This window comes from Pseudomonas sp. 18175, from assembly GCF_050432925.1.
GTDB lineage: Bacteria > Pseudomonadota > Gammaproteobacteria > Pseudomonadales > Pseudomonadaceae > Aquipseudomonas.
Window position 1 is genome coordinate 132,358 of the sequence record NZ_JBKFTO010000014.1, and the last position, 19,505, is coordinate 151,862.

The window sequence follows — 19,505 nt, forward strand, 5'->3', positions numbered from 1 at the left end:
GTGGTCCGGTTTTTATACCTTAAGCGCGTTAAATATTTAAATAAACGTGCTTTTTGGAATAAGCATAGAAGGTCTGTTACCCAGGTTCACAGGGCTCGAGGCTGGTAGATCAGCGCCGTCCCGGCCGGCCGGGCTGGCGCTACGGCAGCAATGCGTAACGTGCGCGTCGGCGCCCAGCGTGAATTGTTGCCCACGCGGTCGAGGATGCAGTAGGTGACGTCCAGGCGGCTGTCGTCACCCGCTTCGATGATCAGTGCAGAGGGCACCCATACCTGTACCGCCACGCCCACATCCTTGGCCTGGATCTTTGGCAGGTCCAGGCGCACATCGCCCCAGCGCAGGGTGATGGCGTCGCCTGTGGCCATGTTCAAGTAGGGCTCGATGGTCAGCGGGATACCGCGCCGCACTTGGCTGGCATTGACGCCGTAGCGGCGAATGGTGTCTGGCAGGCCTACGGGGGCGAGGTTCTGGTTTTCATCGCTGTGCAGGGGCAAGGGCTGGCCCCCTGGGTAATTGGTCTTTACGCGCACCCTGGTCACCAGTGAACGCGCAGGTGCATGGCCGACCTGCATGATCTGGTAATGCACTTGGGCTGCGCCGTCGAGCACGAAACTTTCCGGCACCCGCAGGTGGGTGAGTGTGCCCACCTTGCACGCGGTTACTCGTCGTGAGGCGGCGAAGCAGTTATTCCAGAACAGTTCGATCAGGTCACCTTCATCCATGCCGGGATAGGGCGCGATATCGACCTGCAATTGGGTGGCAGCCAAGGCGTTGATGCCATTGCGAAGGGCCTGGGGCAGCGTCGGGGCGGTGAGCAGGGTGAGCGTCATATGTAATCTCCTTGATGCAGCCAGCAGCGATCGTTCCGGCCTCGGATAGCGGGGGCCGAAAAGAACGATTCAGTGAGTAGCCGGGATAGGATCCAATCCTCTGGGCGCTAGATAAGAGGGTTGGCCAAGGAGCGTCAATGGCGGCAAAAGGCTAAACGGCGGGTTGGCGAAGATTCAGAAGCGTCTGACGGGGAGGGGGATTTCTGGACAGGCGTGGCGGGGTGTTTTACCGGTTGGAATGCAGTTAAAAATGTGGGAGCGGGCTTGCTCGCGAATGCGGAGTGTCAGTCACTGAATCAGTTGGCTGATACACCGCATTCGCGAGCAAGCCCGCTCCCACATTTGGTTTTGGGTCAGTCTTCTTGGTTGGCCAGCGCTTGGGAGGCCGCTACGTAATCAGCCTGGAACTGCGCCGATTCAATCCACGCCAGCGCGCTCGCTTCATCATCGGTGTCGGTGGCCCACTGGTGGTACTCGATCAACACCGCAAAGATAAAGTCAGTGGCCTCCTCTTCACCTTNGCTCAGGAACTGCTTGGTGCGCTCTTCCTTGGGGTTGGCAAACAACGCCTTGGCTTCGCCTTGCTCTACGATCACGCCCTTGTCGAAGAAGATCACCCGGTTGGCCACATCCCGGGCAAAGCTCATTTCGTGGGTGACGATTACCATGGTGCGGTTTTCTTCAGCCAGGCTGCGGATGGTCGCCAGCACTTCACCCACCAGTTCCGGGTCCAGGGCCGAGGTGGGTTCGTCGAACAGAATCACCTCCGGCTCCATGGCCAGCGCACGGGCAATCGCCACGCGCTGCTGCTGGCCGCCTGAAAGGCGCCGTGGGTATGAATCCTCCTTGCCCGCCAGTCCAACGCGTGCCAGCAGCTTGCGGCCCAATTCGACGGCGGCCTCGCGTGGCATCTTCTTGACCACGGTCGGGCCTTCGATGACGTTTTCCAGCGCGGTGCGGTGGGGGAACAAGTTGAAGCTCTGGAACACAAAGCCCACATGCTGGCGCAGGCGCCGTACCAGGCTGGTTTGCTGGTTGATCGGCTTGCTGGTGTCGATCTCGATGTCACCCACCTTGATGCGGCCACTGGTGGGTTGTTCGAGAAAATTCAGGCAGCGCAGAAAGGTGGTCTTGCCGGAACCGCTGGGGCCGATGATGGCGATGACTTCGCCTTCCTTGACCTCAAGGTCGATGCCGTTGAGTACCACCTGGCCCTTGAATTGTTTGGTCAGTTTTTCAACCACGATCATGGGTCAAGACTCCAGGTCATGCCGGTTGACCCGGTCTTCAAGCTTGTTCTGCACATGCGCAAGAATGCTGACCAGAACCCAGTAGATCAGCGCGGCCGACAGGTACATGGCGAAAATTTCGAAGGTGCGTGCCGAAACCAACTGTGCCTGACGCAGCAACTCGGGCACTTGGATGGTGGCGGCCAGCGAGGTGTCTTTGACCAGCGAGGTGAAGCTGTTACCCAGCGGCGGCAAGGCTGTGCGCATCGCCTGCGGCAGGATAGCCCGACGCAATGTCTGTACACGGGTCATGCCGATACTGGCCGCTGCTTCCCACTGGCCACGCTCGATGGAACTGATGGCAGCGCGCAGGGTTTCGCAGATGTACGCGGCCATGTTCAGCGAGAGGCCTATCAGCGCTGCGGGAATCGGGTCCAGTTCGATGCCTACTTGAGGTAAGCCGTAGTACATCATGAACAGCTGCACCAACAACGGCGTACCTCGGAAGAACGACACATAGACACGGGCTGTCCAGTTCAGCACCTTGAAGCGCGATAAACGCATGAGGGCCAGGCCGAAGCCCAGCAAAAAGCCGAAAAACATCCCGCCCAGGCTCAAGACGACAGTGAAGTACACGCCCTGCATCAGGAAGGGCGTGGAGTTCAGGATCAATTGAAGCTTTGCTTCCATTATTGGGTAACGTCAGCGTTGAAATACTTTTCGGACAGTTTTTTCAACGTGCCGTCTGCTCGCAGTTTTTCGATGGCTTTGTTGACGGCATCCAGTAGTTCAGGCTCGCCTTTACGCAGCGCTACGCCTGCCTCCTGACGGGAAAACGCGTCGCCTGCGGCGGCGGTGTCCGGGGCTTTCTTGGCATACTCCAGGGCGGCTAAACGGTCGATCAGGATGGCATCGATACGACCGATTCGCAGGTCCTGGAACTTGGTTGGGTCGTCTTCGTAGGTGCGAACATCAGCAGTCTTGACGTTGGCCTTGACCCACTCTTCGTAGTTGGTACCCAGACCTACACCGACCTTCTTACCGGCCAGATCAGCGGCAGACTTGATATTGAGTTTGTCTTCGTTCTTTTTCAGGACCAGTGCCTGGATTCCGGAAACGGTGTAGGGCTCGGAGAAGTCGTACTTCTTCTTGCGCTCCTCGGAGATCGTGACCTGGTTGATCACAGCGTCCAGGCGCTTGGATTCCAGTGCAGCAAGGATGCCGTCCCACTTGGTGGCTTGCAGCTTGACCTTAACGCCCAGTTCTTTGGCCAGCGCTTCGGAAAATTCGACTTCGAAGCCTGCGAGTTTGCCGTCTTCACCGACAAAGCTGAACGGTGGGTAGGTGCCTTCCAGGCCGACGTTGATAACGCCCGCTTTCTTGATGTTGTCCAGCTGTTCACCAGCAACGGCTTGGCCGATCAGGCCAGCGCCGAGTGCCAGGCCCAAAGTGCCAACCAACAACGTGCGACGGAATGCAGAAATAGTCATGAAGAGCCCCTGTGTTTTTTGTGTTGTGCGAAGCAGGTGACGCGGTAGTCGTATCCTGCCTTAAAGCGCGTAGCGCGTCTTCGCCTACGGCGCGATGATAAAGCGGGTTTTTAAGACTTGAAAATAATATAAATCTAATTTGATATTCTTTTATTGAATATGCCGAAATTCTAATGTGGGAGCGGGCTTGCTCGCGAAAGCGGTGGATCAGTCAATACATCTGGTGACTGACACTCCGTCTTCGCGAGCAAGCCCGCTCCCACATTTTGATCCCTGTTCCTTCAGCTGAAGGCGGCGCCATAAGCAAACAACGCCGGCGCCCCGCCGGTATGCAGGAAAATAATCGGGCCATCCTCAAACCGCTGGCGCCCGATGCCATCGAGCAACCCGGCCATGGCCTTGCCAGTGTAGACCGGGTCCAGCAGCAGGCCTTCCTGGCTGGCGACCAGCTTGATCGCAGAGAGGGTGCCGGCGTTCGGCTCGCCATAACGGGGGCCGAAGTATTCGTCCCACAGGATCACCTTGAAGGCCTCGGGTATATCCACACCCAGCAACTCGGCGGTGCGCTCGGCCAAACCCTGCACTTTCGGGCGTTGGGCTTCATCGGTGCGCGAGACCGTGACGCCAATCACCGGCAAATTCGGCAGCACTTCGCTCAAGGCCAACGCCAAGCCACTGTGCGTCCCGGCGCTGCCGGACGCCAACACGACGGCCGCAAACTCAATCCCGCTGTCTTCGATCTGTGCGGCCAGCTCCAGGCCAGCTCGCACGTAACCCAGGGCGCCGAGAGCGTTGGAACCGCCGATGGGGACGAGGTAGGGCTTCTTGCCATTGCTGCGCAGGCGGTCGGCGAGGGCGTTGAGTTGGTCATCAACGTTGTCGAGGTTTTCCACCAATTCCACCTTGGCGTCGAACAAGTCCAGCAACAGACGATTGCCGTTGTTCAGGTAGTTGGGGTCTTCGGTGCCGGTGGGGTTTTCCAGCAGGGCGACGCAGCCCAGGCCGAGCTTGGCGGCGATGGCGGCGGTCTGGCGTACATGGTTGGACTGGATCGCGCCGGCGGTCACCAGGGTGTCGGCGCCTTGTGCGATGGCATCCGCCGCCAGGTATTCGAGTTTGCGCAGCTTGTTGCCGCCCATCGCCAGGGGGGTGGTGTCGTCGCGCTTGACGTAGATATCCCTGCCCAACCAGGCCGACAGCCGTTCAAGTTTTTCCAGGGCGGTGGCGCCGCCCAGCAGTTCCAGACGGTTAAAGCGGTCGAGCTGTTGTTTGATCATGGCTACGCACAGTTGCTAAGTGATGGGGCGACTATAGGCAGGCACTTTTCATCGGGCAACCGCCAATCGCGTTATGCCCGATGGTTCTTAGCATCGCACCATTGGTTCTTAAGGGCGGCGAGGGTGCATACCGTAAAGTGATGGGCATTTCGTCAGGAGTGAAAACCGTGAGTGAGCGTTCCAGCCATTGGCAATTACAGACCATCGTCAGCCAACTGCGCGGCGCGCGGGACCAGTGGCGAACGCGCAATGGCCGCTTGAGTGGCGAGCATGGCGGCCGTGAATTGCCGTCCCGCGAGGCGGTGGCGCAGATCCTCGAAGCGCTGTGCGGCGCCTTGTTCCCGATGCGGCTGGGGCCGGTGGATCTGCGTGAGGAAAGTGAAGACTTCTACGTCGGCCATACCCTGGACGTAGCGCTGAACGCCTTGCTCGCCCAGGCCCGCCTGGAACTGCGCTACGCCGCCCGCCAGGGCGCCAAGGACGACAGCGAAGTCGATGCCCTGGCCATCCGCCTGATCCAGGATTTCGCCCTGGCCCTGCCATCGCTGCGCAGCTTGCTGGACACCGACGTGCTCGCCGCCTACCACGGCGACCCGGCCGCCCGCAGCGTGGATGAAGTGCTGCTGTGCTACCCCGGCATTCTGGCGGTGATTCACCATCGTCTGGCGCACCATCTTTATCGTGCCGGGCTGCCGCTGCTGGCGCGCATCAGTGCGGAAATTGCCCACTCGGCCACTGGAATCGATATCCACCCCGGCGCGCAGATCGGTCCGAGCTTTTTTATCGACCATGGGACCGGTGTGGTGATCGGCGAAACCGCGATCATCGGCGAGCGCGTGCGCATCTACCAGGCGGTGACCCTGGGCGCCAAGCGCTTCCCGGCGGATGAAGACGGGCAGTTGCAGAAGGGCCATCCGCGTCACCCGATTGTCGAGGACGATGTGGTGATCTATGCCGGGGCGACGATTCTGGGGCGCATCACCATCGGCCAGGGCTCGACCATTGGCGGCAATGTGTGGCTGACGCGCAGCGTGCCGGCAGGGGCGAATATTACCCAGGCCAATTTGCAACATGACGATGGCACGCAAAAATAACGAGCCTACACAAATACCCTGTGGGAGCGGGCTTGCTCGCGAATGCGGTGTGTCAGTCACTGAATCAGTTGGCTGAACCACCGCATTCGCGAGCAAGCCCGCTCCCACATTTTTTACCGCGTTCCACTTTTTGCCAGCGTAATCGCTGAACGATTTGCCATCCCCATCCGTCATACCCTTCCTTGAGCTAGTGTAGGAATTACCTACCACTCAGCCCTGCGATTAGTCCAAAACCGCCTATCCATGTTTAACTTGAACACTCGTTCAAGTTAAACCCGGTGGTTCGCTGCCCGCTCACAACAGGAGGCTTACCTTTGCTGAGTCCGTTTTTTACAGCCACATTCCCAACCCTCGGGGTGCATCGTTCATGAGTGCATCGTCCACCCCACCCAGCGGGCTGGTGCGCATGAATGCGCCGGTCTTCTACTTCGCTGCAACGTTCATTTTGCTGTTCGGTGTCATTGTTATCGCTATCCCGCAACAGGCCGGTGCCTGGCTGCTGGCCGCGCAAAACTGGGCGGCCAATACGGTCGGCTGGTACTACATGCTGGCGATGACCCTGTATCTGGTCTTCGTGGTGGTCACCGCGTTATCGGGCTACGGCAAGATAAAACTCGGTGCCGACCACGACGAGCCCGAATTCAGTTACCTGTCCTGGGCCGGCATGTTGTTCGCCGCCGGTATCAGCATCACGCTGTTTTTCTTCTGCGTCTCCGAGCCGTTGACCCACTTGGTGCAGCCGCCACAGGGCGCTCCGATGAACGCCGACGCCGCACGCCAGGCCATGCAGATTCTGTTTCTGCACTGGGGCCTGCATGGCTGGGGCGTGTTCGCGTTTGTCGGCATGGCGCTGGCGTATTTCGCCTACCGGCATAACCTGCCGCTGGCGCTGCGTTCGGCGTTGTACCCGCTGATCGGCAAGCGCATCAATGGCCCCATCGGTTATGCAGTGGATGGCTTCGGCATCATCGCCACGGTGTTCGGCCTTGGCGCCGATATGGGCTTTGGCGTGCTGCATCTCAACTCCGGGTTGGATTACCTGTTCGGCATTGCCCATACCCAGTGGATTCAGGTCGGCTTGATCACCCTGATGATGGGCGCCGCGATCATCGTCGCGGTGGCCGGTGTCGACAAGGGCGTGCGGGTGATGTCCGACATCAACATGCTGCTGGCCTGCGCGCTGCTGCTGTTTGTGTTGTTCGCCGGGCCCACCCAGCACCTGCTCAACACCCTGATCCAGAACCTCGGCGATTACCTCGGCGCCTTGCCCACCAAGAGTTTCGACGTGTACGCCTACGACAAACCCAGCGACTGGCTGGGCGGTTGGACGGTGTTTTACTGGGCCTGGTGGATCGCATGGTCGCCGTTCGTGGGCCTGTTTATTGCGCGGATTTCCCGTGGCCGTACCATCCGCGAATTCGTATTCGGCGTGCTGTTGATCCCGCTGGGTTTCACCCTGGCGTGGATGTCGATCTTCGGCAACAGCGCCATCGACCAGGTGCTCAACCACGGTATGGCGGCGCTCGGTCAGTCGGCCATCGATAACCCGTCGATGAGCCTCTACCTGTTGCTGGAAACCTATCCATGGGCCAAGACCGTCATTGCGGTCACGGTGTTCATCAGCTTCGTGTTCTTCGTCACCTCGGCCGACTCCGGCACCGTGGTGCTGTCGACCCTGTCGTCCAAGGGCGGTAACGCCGACGAAGACGGGCCGAAATGGTTGCGGGTGTTCTGGGGTGTGATGACCGGCCTGGTTACCAGTGCGCTGTTGTTCGCCGGTAGCATCGACTCGCTGAAGTCTGCCGTGGTGCTGACGTCGCTGCCGTTCTCGATGATCCTGTTGCTGATGATGTGGGGGCTGCACAAGGCGTTCTACCTGGAGTCGCAAAAGCAGATTGCGCAGTTGCATTCGCTGGCGCCGGTGTCGGCGTCGCGCAGAGGTCGTGGTGGATGGCGCCAACGTCTGAGCCAGGCCGTGCACTTCCCGTCGCGGGACGAGGTGTACCGCTTCCTCGAATCCACGGTGCGCCCGGCCATCGAAGAAGTGACCGCGGTGTTTGTCGAGAAAGGCCTGAATGTGATGACCCAGCCTGATCCGTCCAACGACAGTGTCAGCCTGGAAATCGGCCATGGTGAGGAACATCCGTTCATCTACCAGGTGCAGATGCGCGGTTACTTCACGCCGTCGTTTGCCCGTGGCGGCATGGGGTCCAAGGAGCTCAACAACCGTCGCTACTACCGGGCGGAAGTGCACTTGGCCGAGGGCAGCCAGGACTACGATTTGGTGGGATACACCAAGGAGCAGATCATCAACGACATCCTTGACCAGTACGAGCGACATCTGCAGTTCTTGCACTTGGTGCGCTAGCTTTTTGTGGGAGCGGGCTTGCTCGCGAAGGCGTCTTGTCAGTCGGTGCGTGTGTGACTGGTACACCGCTTTCGCGAGCAAGCCCGCTCCCACATAAAACCTCGCAAAGCCCCGTTCTACGGGGCTTTCTTAAATTTAATTTCATCCGTCAAAACCCGGTTTTGAAGCGTAACTGTCATCTGTCCACTGCGTAATTGTGTGAAGCGTTTGACGCTTTCATTTCAGAACAGTGACGGAGACCGGTAACAATGAAGATGTTATTAAGCCCCATGGTGGGTGCCGCCATGGCGAGCTTTATGCTGTCCGCCCACGCCGACTTTATCGATGACAGCCACGCCGATGTGACCCTGCTCAACCGTTATCTGAACCAGCAGGGGCGTGATGTGGTGAACAGCAACGCCAAGGCTCACAGCATTCGCGATTGGGGCCAGGGTTTCGAGTTCAACTTCAAGTCGGGCTACACCGAGGGGCCGGTGGGTTTCGGCCTTGATCTTCAAGCGTTCTACGGCTTGAAACTGGACTCCGGCGGCGACCTCAACGACAAGGATCACCAAGGCCGCTACCCCGGCAGCATGTTCCCATTGGACAACGGCAAATCCGCCGACCAGTTCGGTGTGCTCAGCCCTACGTTCAAGATGCGTTTTGCCAAGGATGAACTGCGCGTCGGCACCCTCTACGGCAACAACCCGATCCTCGCCAACACCGACGGCCGCTTGTACCAGCAGACCAATACCGGTGTGCAGTTGGTGTCCAAGGATCTGAGTGATTTCACCTTCACCGGTGGCGATATCCTCAAGACCAAGATCCGCAACGAGACCGGCGACCAGGGCATGATCACCGCCGGCGGTACCAAGGAGAGCGACCGCTTCCTGTTCGGCGGCGCCGACTACACCGGCATCCAGAACACCACCGTCAGCCTGTGGTATTCCAACCTTGAGGATTACTACCAGCAGTTCTTCCTCGGCGCCAAGCGCCATGACGCGTTATCGGTGGGCGCGATCGACACCGATATCCGCGTATTCCGTAGCCTCGGCGTGGGCGGCAACGCCGATGGCGACAAAGACTATGCCGCCAGTGGTCTCTACGAAGACGGCGTTAACAAGGGCCGTATCAACCAAACCACCGCCAGCCTGCTTGAGAGCTACAGCCTGGACGGCCATACCGTCGGCCTGGGTATCCAGAAAAACAGCGGCGACAGCGACTTCCCTTACCTCGACTCCGGCCTCAACAGCGGTGATAACCGCCAAGGCCCAGGCTCGGGCGCTGACACCCCGGCACTGACCAACATGCAGTTGAACAAATTCCAGCACGCCGGCGAGCGCACCTGGTTGGCGCAGTACAAATATGATTTGGGCAAGCTCGGCCTCACCGGTGTGACATTCTCCGCCGCCTATGCCCATGGCGACGACATCCGCACTGCACAGGGCAATACCAGCGAATGGGAGCGTAACGTTGCGGTGGCGTATCAAGTGCCAACAGGCACCCTCAAAGGCCTGGGTGTGACCTGGAAAAACGCCCACGCCAGCCCGGATATTTCCGGCGCCACTGTGCAGGATGAAAACCGCTTTTATGTCAGCTATGTCGTTCCACTCTGGTAGGCAATTGCTGTAAAACGAAAGGGCAGACTTAAGCGATTCAGCGGGTTAAAAGGCCTGGGAATAACCTTATTCCCAGGCCTTATTAACCCCAAGCCCAGAGAGGATTCGATGACGTACATTGCTGCCGAAAACCGCTATGAATCTATCCCGTATCGCCGCGTAGGCCGCAGTGGATTGGTGCTGCCTGCACTGTCCCTCGGCCTGTGGCACAACTTTGGCGACAGCACCCCGATCGACACCCAGCGCGCCCTGTTGCGCACGGCGTTCGACCTGGGTATCAACCACTTCGACCTGGCCAACAACTACGGCCCGCCGTACGGCAGCGCCGAGATCAATTTCGGCCGTTTGCTGCGCGAAGACTTCAAGCATTACCGCGATGAATTGATCATCTCCAGCAAGGCCGGTTGGGACATGTGGCCCGGCCCTTACGGCCAGGGCGGCGGATCGCGCAAATACGTATTGGCCAGCCTGGACCAGAGCCTGCAACGCCTGGGCGTCGACTACGTGGATATCTTCTACTCCCACCGCTTTGACGCCGACACCCCACTGGAAGAAACCGCCAGCGCCCTCGCCACTGCCGTGCAACAAGGCAAGGCGTTGTACATCGGTATCTCGTCCTACTCCGGGGTAAAAACCCGCGAAATCGCCGCCCTGCTCAAAGAGTGGAAAGTGCCGCTGCTGATCCACCAACCGGCCTACAACCTGCTTAACCGCTGGGTGGAAAAAGACTTGCTGGACACCACCGAAGAACTCGGTGCCGGGGTGATTGCGTTCACGCCATTGGCCCAGGGTTTGTTGACCGACAAGTACCTCAACGGGGTGCCTGCGGATGCGCGGGTGAACCGTCCGGGCGGTGGTTCGCTACAGGCCAAGCACTTGTCCGAAGAGAACATTGCTCACGTGCGTGCGCTCAATGAAATCGCCCAGCGTCGTGGCCAGAGTTTGGCGCAACTGGCGCTGGCTTGGACGTTGCGCGACCCACGGGTGACCAGCGCGCTGATTGGTGCGAGCCGGCCGGAGCAGATCATCGAGAACGTGGGTGCGTTGAAGAACTTGAGCTTCAGTGCTGAGGAGCTGGCGGAGATCGACCGGTTTGCCCAGGAAGGCGGGATCAATCTATGGGAAAAGCCCTCCACCGCTGAATAAAAGGCAGTACGCGGTCAATGTAGGAGCGGGCTTGCTCGCGAATGCGGTGAATCAGTCGCTGAATCTGTTGACTGACCCACCGCATTCGCGAGCAAGCCCGCTCCCACATTTGTTCTTCAGTGTGGCTTAGAACGGCACATCGCCCAAGATTGTCGCCCGGTGCATCACCCGCCGCTGCGGCCGGTAGTCATCCACCGCGTAGTGCTGGGTCACGCGGTTGTCCCAGAACGCTACGTCGTTTTCCTGCCAGCGCCAGCGGATGGTGAACTCTGGCCGTGTCGCGTGGGCGAACAACAGCTTCAAAATCGCCTCGCTTTCCGCCGGCTCCAGTTCGTTGATTTTGGTGGTAAACCCATCACTGACGAACAGCGACTTGCGCCCGCTCACCGGGTGCGTACGCACCACCGGGTGGGACAACGGTGGGTTTTTCTTGCGGGTTTCTTCCCAGCGCGCAAAGTCTTCGGCGGTGTTGCCAAAGCGCTCCAGCGGGAAGGATTTGGTGAAGTCGTGGGTAGCGGTCAACCCGTCGAGCAACCGCTTCAACGGCGCCGACAGCGCTTCATACGCGGCGATCCCACTGGCCCACAACGTGTCGCCACCAAACGCCGGCAGCAGCTTGGCGCTGAGTACCGCGCCGAGTGCCGGGGTGGGCAGGAAGGTCACGTCGGTGTGCCACACGGCGTTGTCGCGCACGTCGGTGACGGCGGTGTCGAGGATTAGCACTTCGGGCTGTTCCGGCACGTTGGGGTAGATCGGGTGAATGTGCAGGTCGCCGAAATTCGCCGCGAACCGCGCTTGTTGCTGCGGGTTTATGGCTTGGCCGCGAAAGAACAGCACCGAGTGGGTGAGCAACGCCTGTTCGATGGCGTCGCGCTGTTCAATGTTCAGCGGTTGGGTGATATCGACGCCACTGATCTGGGCGCCCAGGGCGGTGCTGATTGGGGTAACGGTCAGGCTGCTCATGCGGTTCTCATCACTCAATGTGCCTGGCCATGCCACGGCACTAATTTACGCTGCAGGGCGCGCAGGCCCATTTCCATGGCGAAGGCGATCAGGGCGATGACCAGGATGCCCAGTACCACCACATCGGTGACCAGAAACTGCGCCGCCGACTGCACCATAAAGCCCAGGCCACTGGTGGCCGCGATCAACTCGGCGGCGACCAGGGTGGACCAGCCCACACCCAGGCCGATGCGCACGCCGGTGAGGATGTCGGGCAAGGCGCTCGGCAGGATCACATGGCGGATCAGTTGGGCGCGGGTGGCCCCCAATGATTGCGCCGCACGCAACTTGGCCGGGTCGACGGTGCGCACGCCGGTCGCGGTGGCGATGGCGATGGGCGCAAAGATCGCCAGGTAAATCAGCAGCACCTTGGACAGCTCGCCAATGCCGCACCAGATCACGATCAACGGCAGATAGGCCAGTGGCGGGATCGGCCGGTAGAACTCGATCAGCGGGTCGAGCACGCCACGGGCAATACGGTTGGAACCGATGGCGATGCCTACCGGTACGGCGGTCAGCACGGCAAAACCCAGGCCCAGGCCGATGCGGCTGAGGCTGGCGGCCAAGTGTTGCCACAGGGTGGAGTCCATATAGCCACTGGTCACCAGCAGCCAGCCTTTTTGCAGCACGGCGGACGGCGGTGGCAGGAACAGCGGTTCGATCAAACCGGTGGCGGTCACGGCCCACCAAAGCGTCAACAATGCGGCCAGGGTCAATACGCTGATCCAGCGTGTGCTCAAGCTGCGGCGCACCGGGATAACCGGGTGCACCACCGGCTTGGCGGCGAGTTCATAGCTGCTCATGCGGACACCTGCCGTTGGGAGAACACCTTGCCCAGCACGTGTTCGCGGGTTTCGATAAAGCGCGGGTCGGACTTGATCGCCCGCGCCGATTCACCGGCGGCGTAACGCTGACCGAAGTCCAGGCTCAGGCGTTCGACGATTTGCCCTGGGTTGGGCGCCAGCAGGATCAAATCAGTGGCGAGGAATACCGCCTCTTCGATGTCGTGGGTAATCAGGAACACCGGCTTGGCTGTGCGCCGCCAGACTTGCAGCAACAGCTCCTGCATCTGCTCGCGGGTGAAGGCATCGAGGGCGCCGAAGGGTTCGTCCATCAGCAGCACGCGCGGGTCAGCGGCCAAGGCACGGGCCAGGCCGACGCGTTGTTTCTGGCCACCGGAGAGTTGCCAGATACGACGGCTGTCGAAACCGGCCAGGTCCACCAGCGCGAGCATCTCCCGGGCGCGCACTTCACGTTGCGCCTTGGGCACGCCGGCCAGTTCCAGGCCAAAGCCGACGTTGGCCAGCACGTCCTGCCAGGGCAGCAGGGCGTCGTCCTGGAACACCACGCCGCGCTCGGCGCTGGGGCCTTTGACCGGCACGCCATCAAGGGTGATGCGCCCGGAGGAGGGTTCGACAAAGCCGGCGATCAGGTTCAACAGCGAAGTCTTGCCACTGCCGGACGGGCCGAGGGCCACCAGCAATTGCTGGGGCCCCAGGTCGATTGAGATGTCAGACAGTACCGGTTGTGTGGCGCCTGGGTACTGTGCGCTGATGCGCTCCAGTTGTAGCAAGGCCATCGCGATGAACTCCTGATCAGTTGGTAATGAACTTGGCGCTGACGTATGGGGCGTAGTCCGGCAGTACGGCGTCGACCTTGCCTTGTTCCTTGAGGAACGCCGCGGTATCGGTTACGGCCTTGGTGGTCGGTGCGCCCAGCAGGGTCACTTGGTCGGCGGCCAGCGGGTAGACGTTGCCTTGCAGCAGCAATGGGATATCAGCGGCCTTGGCGCCGGACAGCTTCACCAGCTTGTCGACGTTGCCTTTGTCGGCGATCCAGGCTTGTGGGTCTTTGCGGTAGGCGGCGTAGGCATCCAGGGTGACCTTGGCGAAGGCCGTGACGATTTCCGGGTGCTTCTCGGCAAAATCCTTACGCACGATCCAGGCATCGAAAGTGGGTGCGCCAAACTTGGCCAGTTCGCCGGAGGTGATCAGCACCTTGCCGTTTTCCTTGGCCACGCCCAGGGCGGGGTCCCATACGTAGGTGGCGTCGATATCGCCGCGTTTCCAGGCGGCGATGATTGCCGGAGGCGCGAGGTTGAGGACGGTGACTTTGGACGGGTCGATGTTCCAGTGCTTAAGCGCAGCCAGCAGGCTGTAGTGGCCGGTGGACACGAACGGCACGGCGACTTTTTTGCCAATCAGGTCCTGGGGGCTGTTGATCCCCGAACCGTTGCGTGCCACCAAGGCTTCGGCACCGCCGATCTGGGTGGCTACGAGGAAGGTTTCCACCGGTACTTTGCGGGTGATGGCAGCAGTCAGCGGACTGGAACCGAGGTAGCCAATCTGCACGTCGCCGGAGGCGATGGCGGCGATGATATCGGCGCCATTGTCGAATTTGCGCCAGTTGATCTTGGCGTTGGTGGCTTTTTCGTACGCGCCGTCGGCCTGGGCGACTTTGGCCGGGTCCACGGTGGTCTGGTAAGCGATGGTCACATCCGCCGCCTGGGCAAACAGGCTGGCACCAGCCAGGGACAATGCAGCCAAGAGGCGCAGAGGGGTCAATAGTTTCAAGGGGAAGCTCCTCAATCAGGCGGCCGAGGGTCGGCGTGTGAGGAGACTAAATGATCTAAGAACTCGAAAATAAATAACATTTTCGAATTAGCTTATGAGGAGAAGCGTGGAGCCAGATCTTCCGGCTGGCACAAATAAATGTGGGAGCTGGGTTGCCTGCGATGGCGGTGGGTCAGTAGCTCAGATGCTAACTGATACACCGCCATCGCAGGCAAGCCAGCTCCCACAGAATCCAGGCTCCACAGAGGAAGCCGAGTTCTGCTTTAGTTGCTGATGGCGAGAATGCTCGCCTGGTACGAGCCCACAAACACATCAAAATCGCCCACTTCGTTCTGCTCCAGCTCCGCCTGCTGTGCCAGCGACTTACGCGCCAACTCCTCAAAGCGTGCCTGCTCTTCTGCCGGCAGCGGTTCCTTGCGGAAATGCTCAGCATGCACCTGGCTCTGGTGCAGGGAGAACTGCGCAAAGCTCTCCTTGCGCTCGGCCATCGCCGCCAACACCTGGGCCGACGGGGTCAGGGACGAATCCTTGACCTTCGCCAGTTGCGCGTCCAGCGCCTGGCTGTGTTCACTGATGCCGTGGCTCTCATCAAGCAGGGCAGCCAGCGGTGCGATCTTCTCCAGCAACTCGGCGGCCCATTCCTTCATGTCCACAGGCTGGCCATCGCGCTGCAATTGCAGGCCCGGACGGCGACCTTCCTTGACCACGCTGAGGAAGTTGGACGTAGCGTTGCCACACGTGTTGTTGGCGAACAGCGGGCTGTCGTTCAGTGCGCAATACAACAGGAACGCGTCGAGGAAGCGCGACTCTTGCAGGTCGATACCCATCGGCAGGAACGGGTTGATGTCCAGGCAGCGTACTTCGATGTACTGGATGCCACGGGCCACCAACGCCTGGATCGGCCGCTCGCCGGTGTAGGTCACGCGCTTGGGGCGGATGTTGGAGTAGTACTCGTTTTCGATCTGCAGGATGTTGGTGTTGAGCTGTACCCACTCACCGTCCTTGTGGGTGCCGATCTCGACGTAAGGCGCGTAGGGCGTTGCAACCGCTTCGCGCAGGCTGTCGGTGTAGCTGGCCAGGTCGTTGTAGCACGGCGTCAGGCCAGCCTGGGCGTTGCTCTGGTAACCCAGGTCGCTCATGCGCAGGCTGGTGGCGTACGGCAGGTACAGGGTGTCGGCGTCCAACACTTCCAACTGGTGTGAGCGACCGCGCAGGAAACCCGCGTCCAGGGCCGGCGAAGCACCGAACAGGTACATCAGCAACCAGCTGTAGCGACGGAAATTACGGATCAGCGCGATATAGGCATTGGACTGGAAGTCGCGGTCAGTGCCGACGAACCCTTCGGTCTCCTTAAGCAACGGCCACAACTGTTCCGGCAGGGAAAAATTGTAGTGGATGCCGGCGATGCACTGCATGGTCTTGCCGTAACGCAGGGCCAGGCCCTTGCGGTACACGTACTTGAGCTGGCCGATATTGGAGGTGCCGTAGTAGGCAATCGGAATATCTTCCTCGGCCGGCAACGGGCACGGCATCGAGGGGCTCCACAGGTACTCGCTGCCGAGCTTGCTGTAGGCGAAACGATGGATCTTGTCGAGGCTTTCCAGGGTATCGGCCGGGTTGGGCAGGGCCGGGGTGATGAACTCCAGCAGCGATTCCGAGTAGTCGGTGGTGATCTGTTCATGGGTCAACGCGGCGCCCAGGGCTTCAGGGTGCGGCGTTTGCGCCAGGCGGCCCTCACCTGTGACGCGTAGGCATTCACGCTCGATGCCGTGCAAGCACTGCTCTAGCAGGGAGAGGTGTTCGCGCTTGCCGAGCAGAGCCAGGCGGCGGTTGAGAAGTTCGCTCAAGTTGGATTCCTTCACGCGTCAGTCGCCCCAATATGGGGGTGGGCAGGACGGTCTACAAGGGTGAAGTTAAAACTGGCGTGATCGCCTGGTCTAGAGTCGATTTGACCCGCTCTGAAAAAGCCGACTTCACTCCATGAATTTGGCTATAGCGCAGCAAGAAAATTCCGACGCTGTTTAGTGCAGCGCCGAAATTAACTCAAATCGAGGGTGGGGAGCTATAGGACAGCGAAGGTGCCTTGTGCTTTTGCGACCAGTTTTTCGTCCTGGTACACATCCGCTTCGACTACCAGGGTGCGCCTGCCGGCGTGAATCACCCGGCTGGTGCACAGCACGTCACCGTTTTCGACGGCGCGGATGTAGTTGATTTTGCATTCGATGGTCGCACTCTGCTGGTCGAAACCATGAGAGCTGGAACAGGCCAGCCCCATGGTGATGTCCACCAGGCTGAAAATCGCCCCGCCATGGAGCTTGCCCGCGCGGTTGCGCAGGTGCGGCTCCAGGGTCAGGGCCACCTCGGCAACGCCCTCTTCAAGGCGTTGCAGGCGGCAGCCGATCAGTTCGCTGAATGCGCTCTGGGTCAAACCGGCCGGGATCTCCATCAGCGTTTCTTCAACTGTTTGGCGTTGGCGAACAGCGAGGCCATGGCGTTGTTACTTGGTGCGGCAGCCGTCGTTTCCTTGCGCGGTGCGTTGTTTTGCGACTGGCGTGGCGCCGAGCCTGGACGTGCGCCACGGGCGCCGTCGATTTTCTCGCCAGGGGTATCGCTCATGCGCATCGACAGGCCCACGCGTTTGCGCGGAATGTCGACTTCCATGACCTTGACCTTGACCACATCACCGGCCTTCACCGCTTCACGTGGGTCCTTGATGAATTTCTCCGAAAGCGCGGAGATATGCACCAAACCGTCCTGATGCACGCCGATATCCACAAAGGCACCGAAGTTGGTCACGTTGGTGACCACGCCTTCGAGGATCATGCCCAGTTCCAAATCCTTGAGGTCTTCGACGCCGTCCTGGAACTCGGCGGTCTTGAACTCGGGACGTGGGTCGCGGCCCGGTTTTTCCAGCTCTTGCAGGATATCGGTGATGGTCGGCACGCCGAAGGTTTCGTCGGTGTACTTCTTCGGGTCCAGGCGCTTGAGGAACGCGGCGTCGCCGATCAGCGAGCGGATGTCGCGATCGGTTTCGGCAGCGATGCGTTGCACCAGCGGGTAGGCTTCCGGGTGGACCGCAGAAGAATCCAGCGGGTTGTCACCGTTCATGACGCGTAGGAAGCCAGCAGCTTGTTCGAAGGTTTTTTCGCCCAGGCGTGCAACCTTTTTCAGCGCCGCGCGGGTTTTGAACGCGCCGTTTTCGTCGCGGTGGGTGACGATGTTCTGCGCCAGGGTGGCGTTGAGGCCGGAGATACGCGCCAGCAGTGCGACGGAAGCGGTGTTTACGTCCACGCCCACGGCGTTTACGCAGTCTTCCACCACTGCATCCAGGCCGCGCGCCAGTTTCAGCTGCGACACGTCGTGCTGGTACTGGCCGACACCGATGGATTTAGGGTCGATTTTCACCAGTTCGGCCAGTGGATCCTGCAGGCGACGGGCGATGGACACCGCGCCACGGATCGACACGTCCAGATCCGGGAATTCCTTGGAAGCCAGTTCCGACGCCGAGTACACGGATGCACCGGCTTCGGAGACCATGACTTTGGTCATCTTCATGGCCGGGTATTTTTTGATCAGTTCGGCGGCCAGCTTGTCGGTCTCGCGGCTGGCGGTGCCGTTGCCGATGGCGATCAGGTCCACGGCGTGCTTGGCGCACAGGGCGGCCAGGATCGCCAGGGTCTGGTCCCACTTGTTATGCGGTACGTGGGGGTACACGGTGGCGTGGTCCAGCAGCTTGCCGGTGGAATCGACCACGGCCACCTTACAGCCGGTGCGCAGGCCCGGGTCGAGGCCCAGGGTGGCGCGTGGGCCGGCTGGTGCGGCCAGCAGCAAGTCGTGCAGGTTGTGGGCGAATACGTTGATCGCCTCGGTTTCGGCGCCGTCACGCAACTCGCCGAGCAGATCGGTTTCCAGGTGGGTGTAGAGCTTGACCTTCCAGGTCCAGCGCACCACTTCACCCAGCCACTTATCCGCAGGACGATTCTGATTCTGGATGCCGAATTGTTGACCGATCATGCCTTCGCACGGGTGCATGGTGCCTGGCAGCTCGTCGCCGACTTTAAGTGCGGAGCTGAGAATGCCCTCGTTGCGACCCCGGAAAATCGCCAGCGCACGGTGGGACGGCATGCTTTTGAGCGGCTCGTCGTGTTCGAAGTAGTCGCGGAACTTGGCGCCTTCTTCCTCTTTGCCGGCAATGACGCGGGCGCTGAGGATGGCTTCCTGCTTAAGGTAGGTACGCAGCTTTTCCAACAGGCTGGCGTTCTCGGCGAAACGCTCCATGAGGATGTACTTGGCGCCTTCGAGGGCGGCTTTTACGTCGGCAACGCCTTTTTCGGCGTCGATGAAGCGCGCGGCTTCGGTGTCCGGGGTCAGCGACGGGTCGTTGAACAGGCCGTCGGCCAGCTCGCCCAGGCCGGCTTCGAGGGCGATCTGGCCTTTGGTGCGGCGCTTTTGTTTGTACGGCAGGTAGAGGTCTTCGAGGCGGGTCTTGGTGTCGGCGAGCTTGATGTCGCGCTCAAGCTGTGGGGTCAACTTGCCCTGTTCCTCGATGCTGGCGAGGATGCTGATACGCCGTTCGTCGAGTTCTCGCAGGTAGCGCAGGCGCTCTTCCAGGTGACGCAGTTGGGTGTCGTCGAGGCTGCCGGTCACTTCTTTACGGTAACGGGCGATGAAGGGCACCGTGGAGCCCTCATCCAGTAGAGCGACGGCCGCTTCGACCTGTTGTGGGCGTACACCGAGTTCCTCGGCGATGCGGCTGTTGATGCTGTCCATAAAACCACCTGAAATTCTTAAAAGCAGCTGGCAGGCCCGGAAAACAAGGCCCGGCAAGGCTGGTTGAGCGGCCCGACTGGCGCCGCTGCCTGGGTCAAGAGGCAGCCTATTGACCCTCGAAATCGAAA

The 19,505-nt window shown here is 60.4% G+C and carries 15 protein-coding genes and 1 pseudogene; 4 read left to right on the forward strand and 12 right to left on the reverse strand.

The window, feature by feature from the left end:
- Nucleotides 1-86: 86 nt before the first annotated feature.
- The 5 genes and pseudogenes from ACLD1Y_RS20170 to ACLD1Y_RS20190 all read right to left on the reverse strand — a co-directional run bounded on the left by ACLD1Y_RS20170 (nt 87) and on the right by ACLD1Y_RS20190 (nt 4,826).
- The gene (locus tag ACLD1Y_RS20170) at nt 87-830 is read right to left on the reverse strand and encodes a hypothetical protein (protein WP_429479586.1); all 744 of its coding nucleotides are present in this window, start codon (nt 828-830) and stop codon (nt 87-89) included.
- 521 nt (nt 831-1,351) lie between these two features.
- Nucleotides 1,352-2,080, reverse strand: a pseudogene (tcyN, locus tag ACLD1Y_RS20175) (L-cystine ABC transporter ATP-binding protein TcyN); the annotation flags it as partial.
- A gap of 3 nt (nt 2,081-2,083) precedes the next feature.
- Complete coding sequence (gene tcyL, locus ACLD1Y_RS20180; RefSeq protein WP_429479587.1) at nt 2,084-2,749, reverse strand: cystine ABC transporter permease; 666 nt, start codon at nt 2,747-2,749, stop codon at nt 2,084-2,086.
- A complete protein-coding gene (gene tcyJ, locus ACLD1Y_RS20185) occupies nt 2,749-3,549 on the reverse strand; it encodes a cystine ABC transporter substrate-binding protein (RefSeq protein WP_429479588.1) in 801 nt (266 codons plus the stop codon). The genes tcyL and tcyJ overlap by 1 nt, the downstream gene beginning before the upstream one ends.
- 281 nt (nt 3,550-3,830) lie before the next feature.
- Nucleotides 3,831-4,826 (reverse strand): D-cysteine desulfhydrase, encoded by a 996-nt coding sequence (locus tag ACLD1Y_RS20190; protein WP_429479589.1) that lies wholly within the window; start codon nt 4,824-4,826, stop codon nt 3,831-3,833.
- A gap of 167 nt (nt 4,827-4,993) precedes the next feature.
- Here ACLD1Y_RS20190 and epsC point away from each other — a divergent pair, with 167 nt between their 5' ends.
- From epsC to mgrA, 4 genes are all read left to right on the forward strand, one after another.
- Nucleotides 4,994-5,920 carry a serine O-acetyltransferase EpsC gene (gene epsC / locus ACLD1Y_RS20195; RefSeq protein ID WP_429479590.1) on the forward strand — a complete coding sequence of 309 codons (927 nt, stop codon included), beginning with the start codon at nt 4,994-4,996 and terminating at the stop codon, nt 5,918-5,920.
- Nucleotides 5,921-6,326: 406 nt separating this feature from the next.
- Complete coding sequence (gene betT / locus ACLD1Y_RS20200) at nt 6,327-8,288, forward strand: choline transporter BetT (protein ID WP_429479642.1); 1,962 nt, start codon at nt 6,327-6,329, stop codon at nt 8,286-8,288.
- A gap of 269 nt (nt 8,289-8,557) precedes the next feature.
- Complete coding sequence (locus tag ACLD1Y_RS20205; RefSeq protein WP_429479643.1) at nt 8,558-9,886, forward strand: OprD family outer membrane porin; 1,329 nt, start codon at nt 8,558-8,560, stop codon at nt 9,884-9,886.
- Nucleotides 9,887-9,994: 108 nt separating this feature from the next.
- Nucleotides 9,995-11,032: an L-glyceraldehyde 3-phosphate reductase gene (gene mgrA, locus ACLD1Y_RS20210; RefSeq protein ID WP_049710594.1), complete on the forward strand. Its 1,038-nt coding sequence runs from the start codon at nt 9,995-9,997 to the stop codon at nt 11,030-11,032.
- A 126-nt stretch (nt 11,033-11,158) separates the two neighbouring features.
- On the opposite strand, the gene tauD is transcribed toward mgrA, so the two are convergent.
- The 7 genes from tauD to ACLD1Y_RS20245 form a co-directional block, all read right to left on the reverse strand.
- A complete protein-coding gene (gene tauD, locus ACLD1Y_RS20215) occupies nt 11,159-11,995 on the reverse strand; it encodes a taurine dioxygenase (RefSeq protein ID WP_429479591.1) in 837 nt (278 codons plus the stop codon).
- Nucleotides 11,996-12,009: 14 nt separating this feature from the next.
- Nucleotides 12,010-12,837 (reverse strand): taurine ABC transporter permease TauC, encoded by an 828-nt coding sequence (tauC, locus tag ACLD1Y_RS20220; RefSeq protein ID WP_429479592.1) that lies wholly within the window; start codon nt 12,835-12,837, stop codon nt 12,010-12,012.
- Nucleotides 12,834-13,613: a taurine ABC transporter ATP-binding subunit gene (gene tauB / locus ACLD1Y_RS20225; protein WP_135291148.1), complete on the reverse strand. Its 780-nt coding sequence runs from the start codon at nt 13,611-13,613 to the stop codon at nt 12,834-12,836. The genes tauC and tauB overlap by 4 nt, the downstream gene beginning before the upstream one ends.
- Nucleotides 13,614-13,629: 16 nt before the next feature.
- Nucleotides 13,630-14,607, reverse strand: a complete 978-nt coding sequence (gene tauA / locus ACLD1Y_RS20230; protein WP_429479593.1) for a taurine ABC transporter substrate-binding protein — start codon at nt 14,605-14,607, stop codon at nt 13,630-13,632.
- A 263-nt stretch (nt 14,608-14,870) separates the two neighbouring features.
- Nucleotides 14,871-16,454, reverse strand: a complete 1,584-nt coding sequence (gene gshA / locus ACLD1Y_RS20235; protein ID WP_429479594.1) for a glutamate--cysteine ligase — start codon at nt 16,452-16,454, stop codon at nt 14,871-14,873.
- 215 nt (nt 16,455-16,669) lie between these two features.
- Nucleotides 16,670-17,053 carry a PaaI family thioesterase gene (locus ACLD1Y_RS20240; protein ID WP_429479595.1) on the reverse strand — a complete coding sequence of 128 codons (384 nt, stop codon included), beginning with the start codon at nt 17,051-17,053 and terminating at the stop codon, nt 16,670-16,672.
- Nucleotides 17,053-19,377: a Tex family protein gene (locus ACLD1Y_RS20245; RefSeq protein WP_429479596.1), complete on the reverse strand. Its 2,325-nt coding sequence runs from the start codon at nt 19,375-19,377 to the stop codon at nt 17,053-17,055. Before ACLD1Y_RS20245 ends, ACLD1Y_RS20240 begins: the two co-directional genes overlap by 1 nt.
- Nucleotides 19,378-19,505 lie beyond the last annotated feature (128 nt).

Excerpts from the sequence above, each read along its gene's own strand:
- ACLD1Y_RS20170 (WP_429479586.1), bottom strand. The coding sequence starts at position 830 with ATGACGCTCACCCTGCTCACCGCCCCGACGCTGCCCCAGGCCCTTCGC.
- tcyL (WP_429479587.1), bottom strand. The coding sequence starts at position 2,749 with ATGGAAGCAAAGCTTCAATTGATCCTGAACTCCACGCCCTTCCTGATG.
- tcyJ (WP_429479588.1), bottom strand. The coding sequence starts at position 3,549 with ATGACTATTTCTGCATTCCGTCGCACGTTGTTGGTTGGCACTTTGGGC.
- ACLD1Y_RS20190 (WP_429479589.1), bottom strand. The coding sequence starts at position 4,826 with ATGATCAAACAACAGCTCGACCGCTTTAACCGTCTGGAACTGCTGGGC.
- betT (WP_429479642.1), top strand. The coding sequence starts at position 6,327 with ATGAATGCGCCGGTCTTCTACTTCGCTGCAACGTTCATTTTGCTGTTC.
- ACLD1Y_RS20205 (WP_429479643.1), top strand. The coding sequence starts at position 8,558 with ATGGTGGGTGCCGCCATGGCGAGCTTTATGCTGTCCGCCCACGCCGAC.
- mgrA (WP_049710594.1), top strand. The coding sequence starts at position 9,995 with ATGACGTACATTGCTGCCGAAAACCGCTATGAATCTATCCCGTATCGC.
- tauD (WP_429479591.1), bottom strand. The coding sequence starts at position 11,995 with ATGAGCAGCCTGACCGTTACCCCAATCAGCACCGCCCTGGGCGCCCAG.
- tauC (WP_429479592.1), bottom strand. The coding sequence starts at position 12,837 with ATGAGCAGCTATGAACTCGCCGCCAAGCCGGTGGTGCACCCGGTTATC.
- tauB (WP_135291148.1), bottom strand. The coding sequence starts at position 13,613 with ATGGCCTTGCTACAACTGGAGCGCATCAGCGCACAGTACCCAGGCGCC.
- ACLD1Y_RS20240 (WP_429479595.1), bottom strand. The coding sequence starts at position 17,053 with ATGGAGATCCCGGCCGGTTTGACCCAGAGCGCATTCAGCGAACTGATC.
- ACLD1Y_RS20245 (WP_429479596.1), bottom strand. The coding sequence starts at position 19,377 with ATGGACAGCATCAACAGCCGCATCGCCGAGGAACTCGGTGTACGCCCA.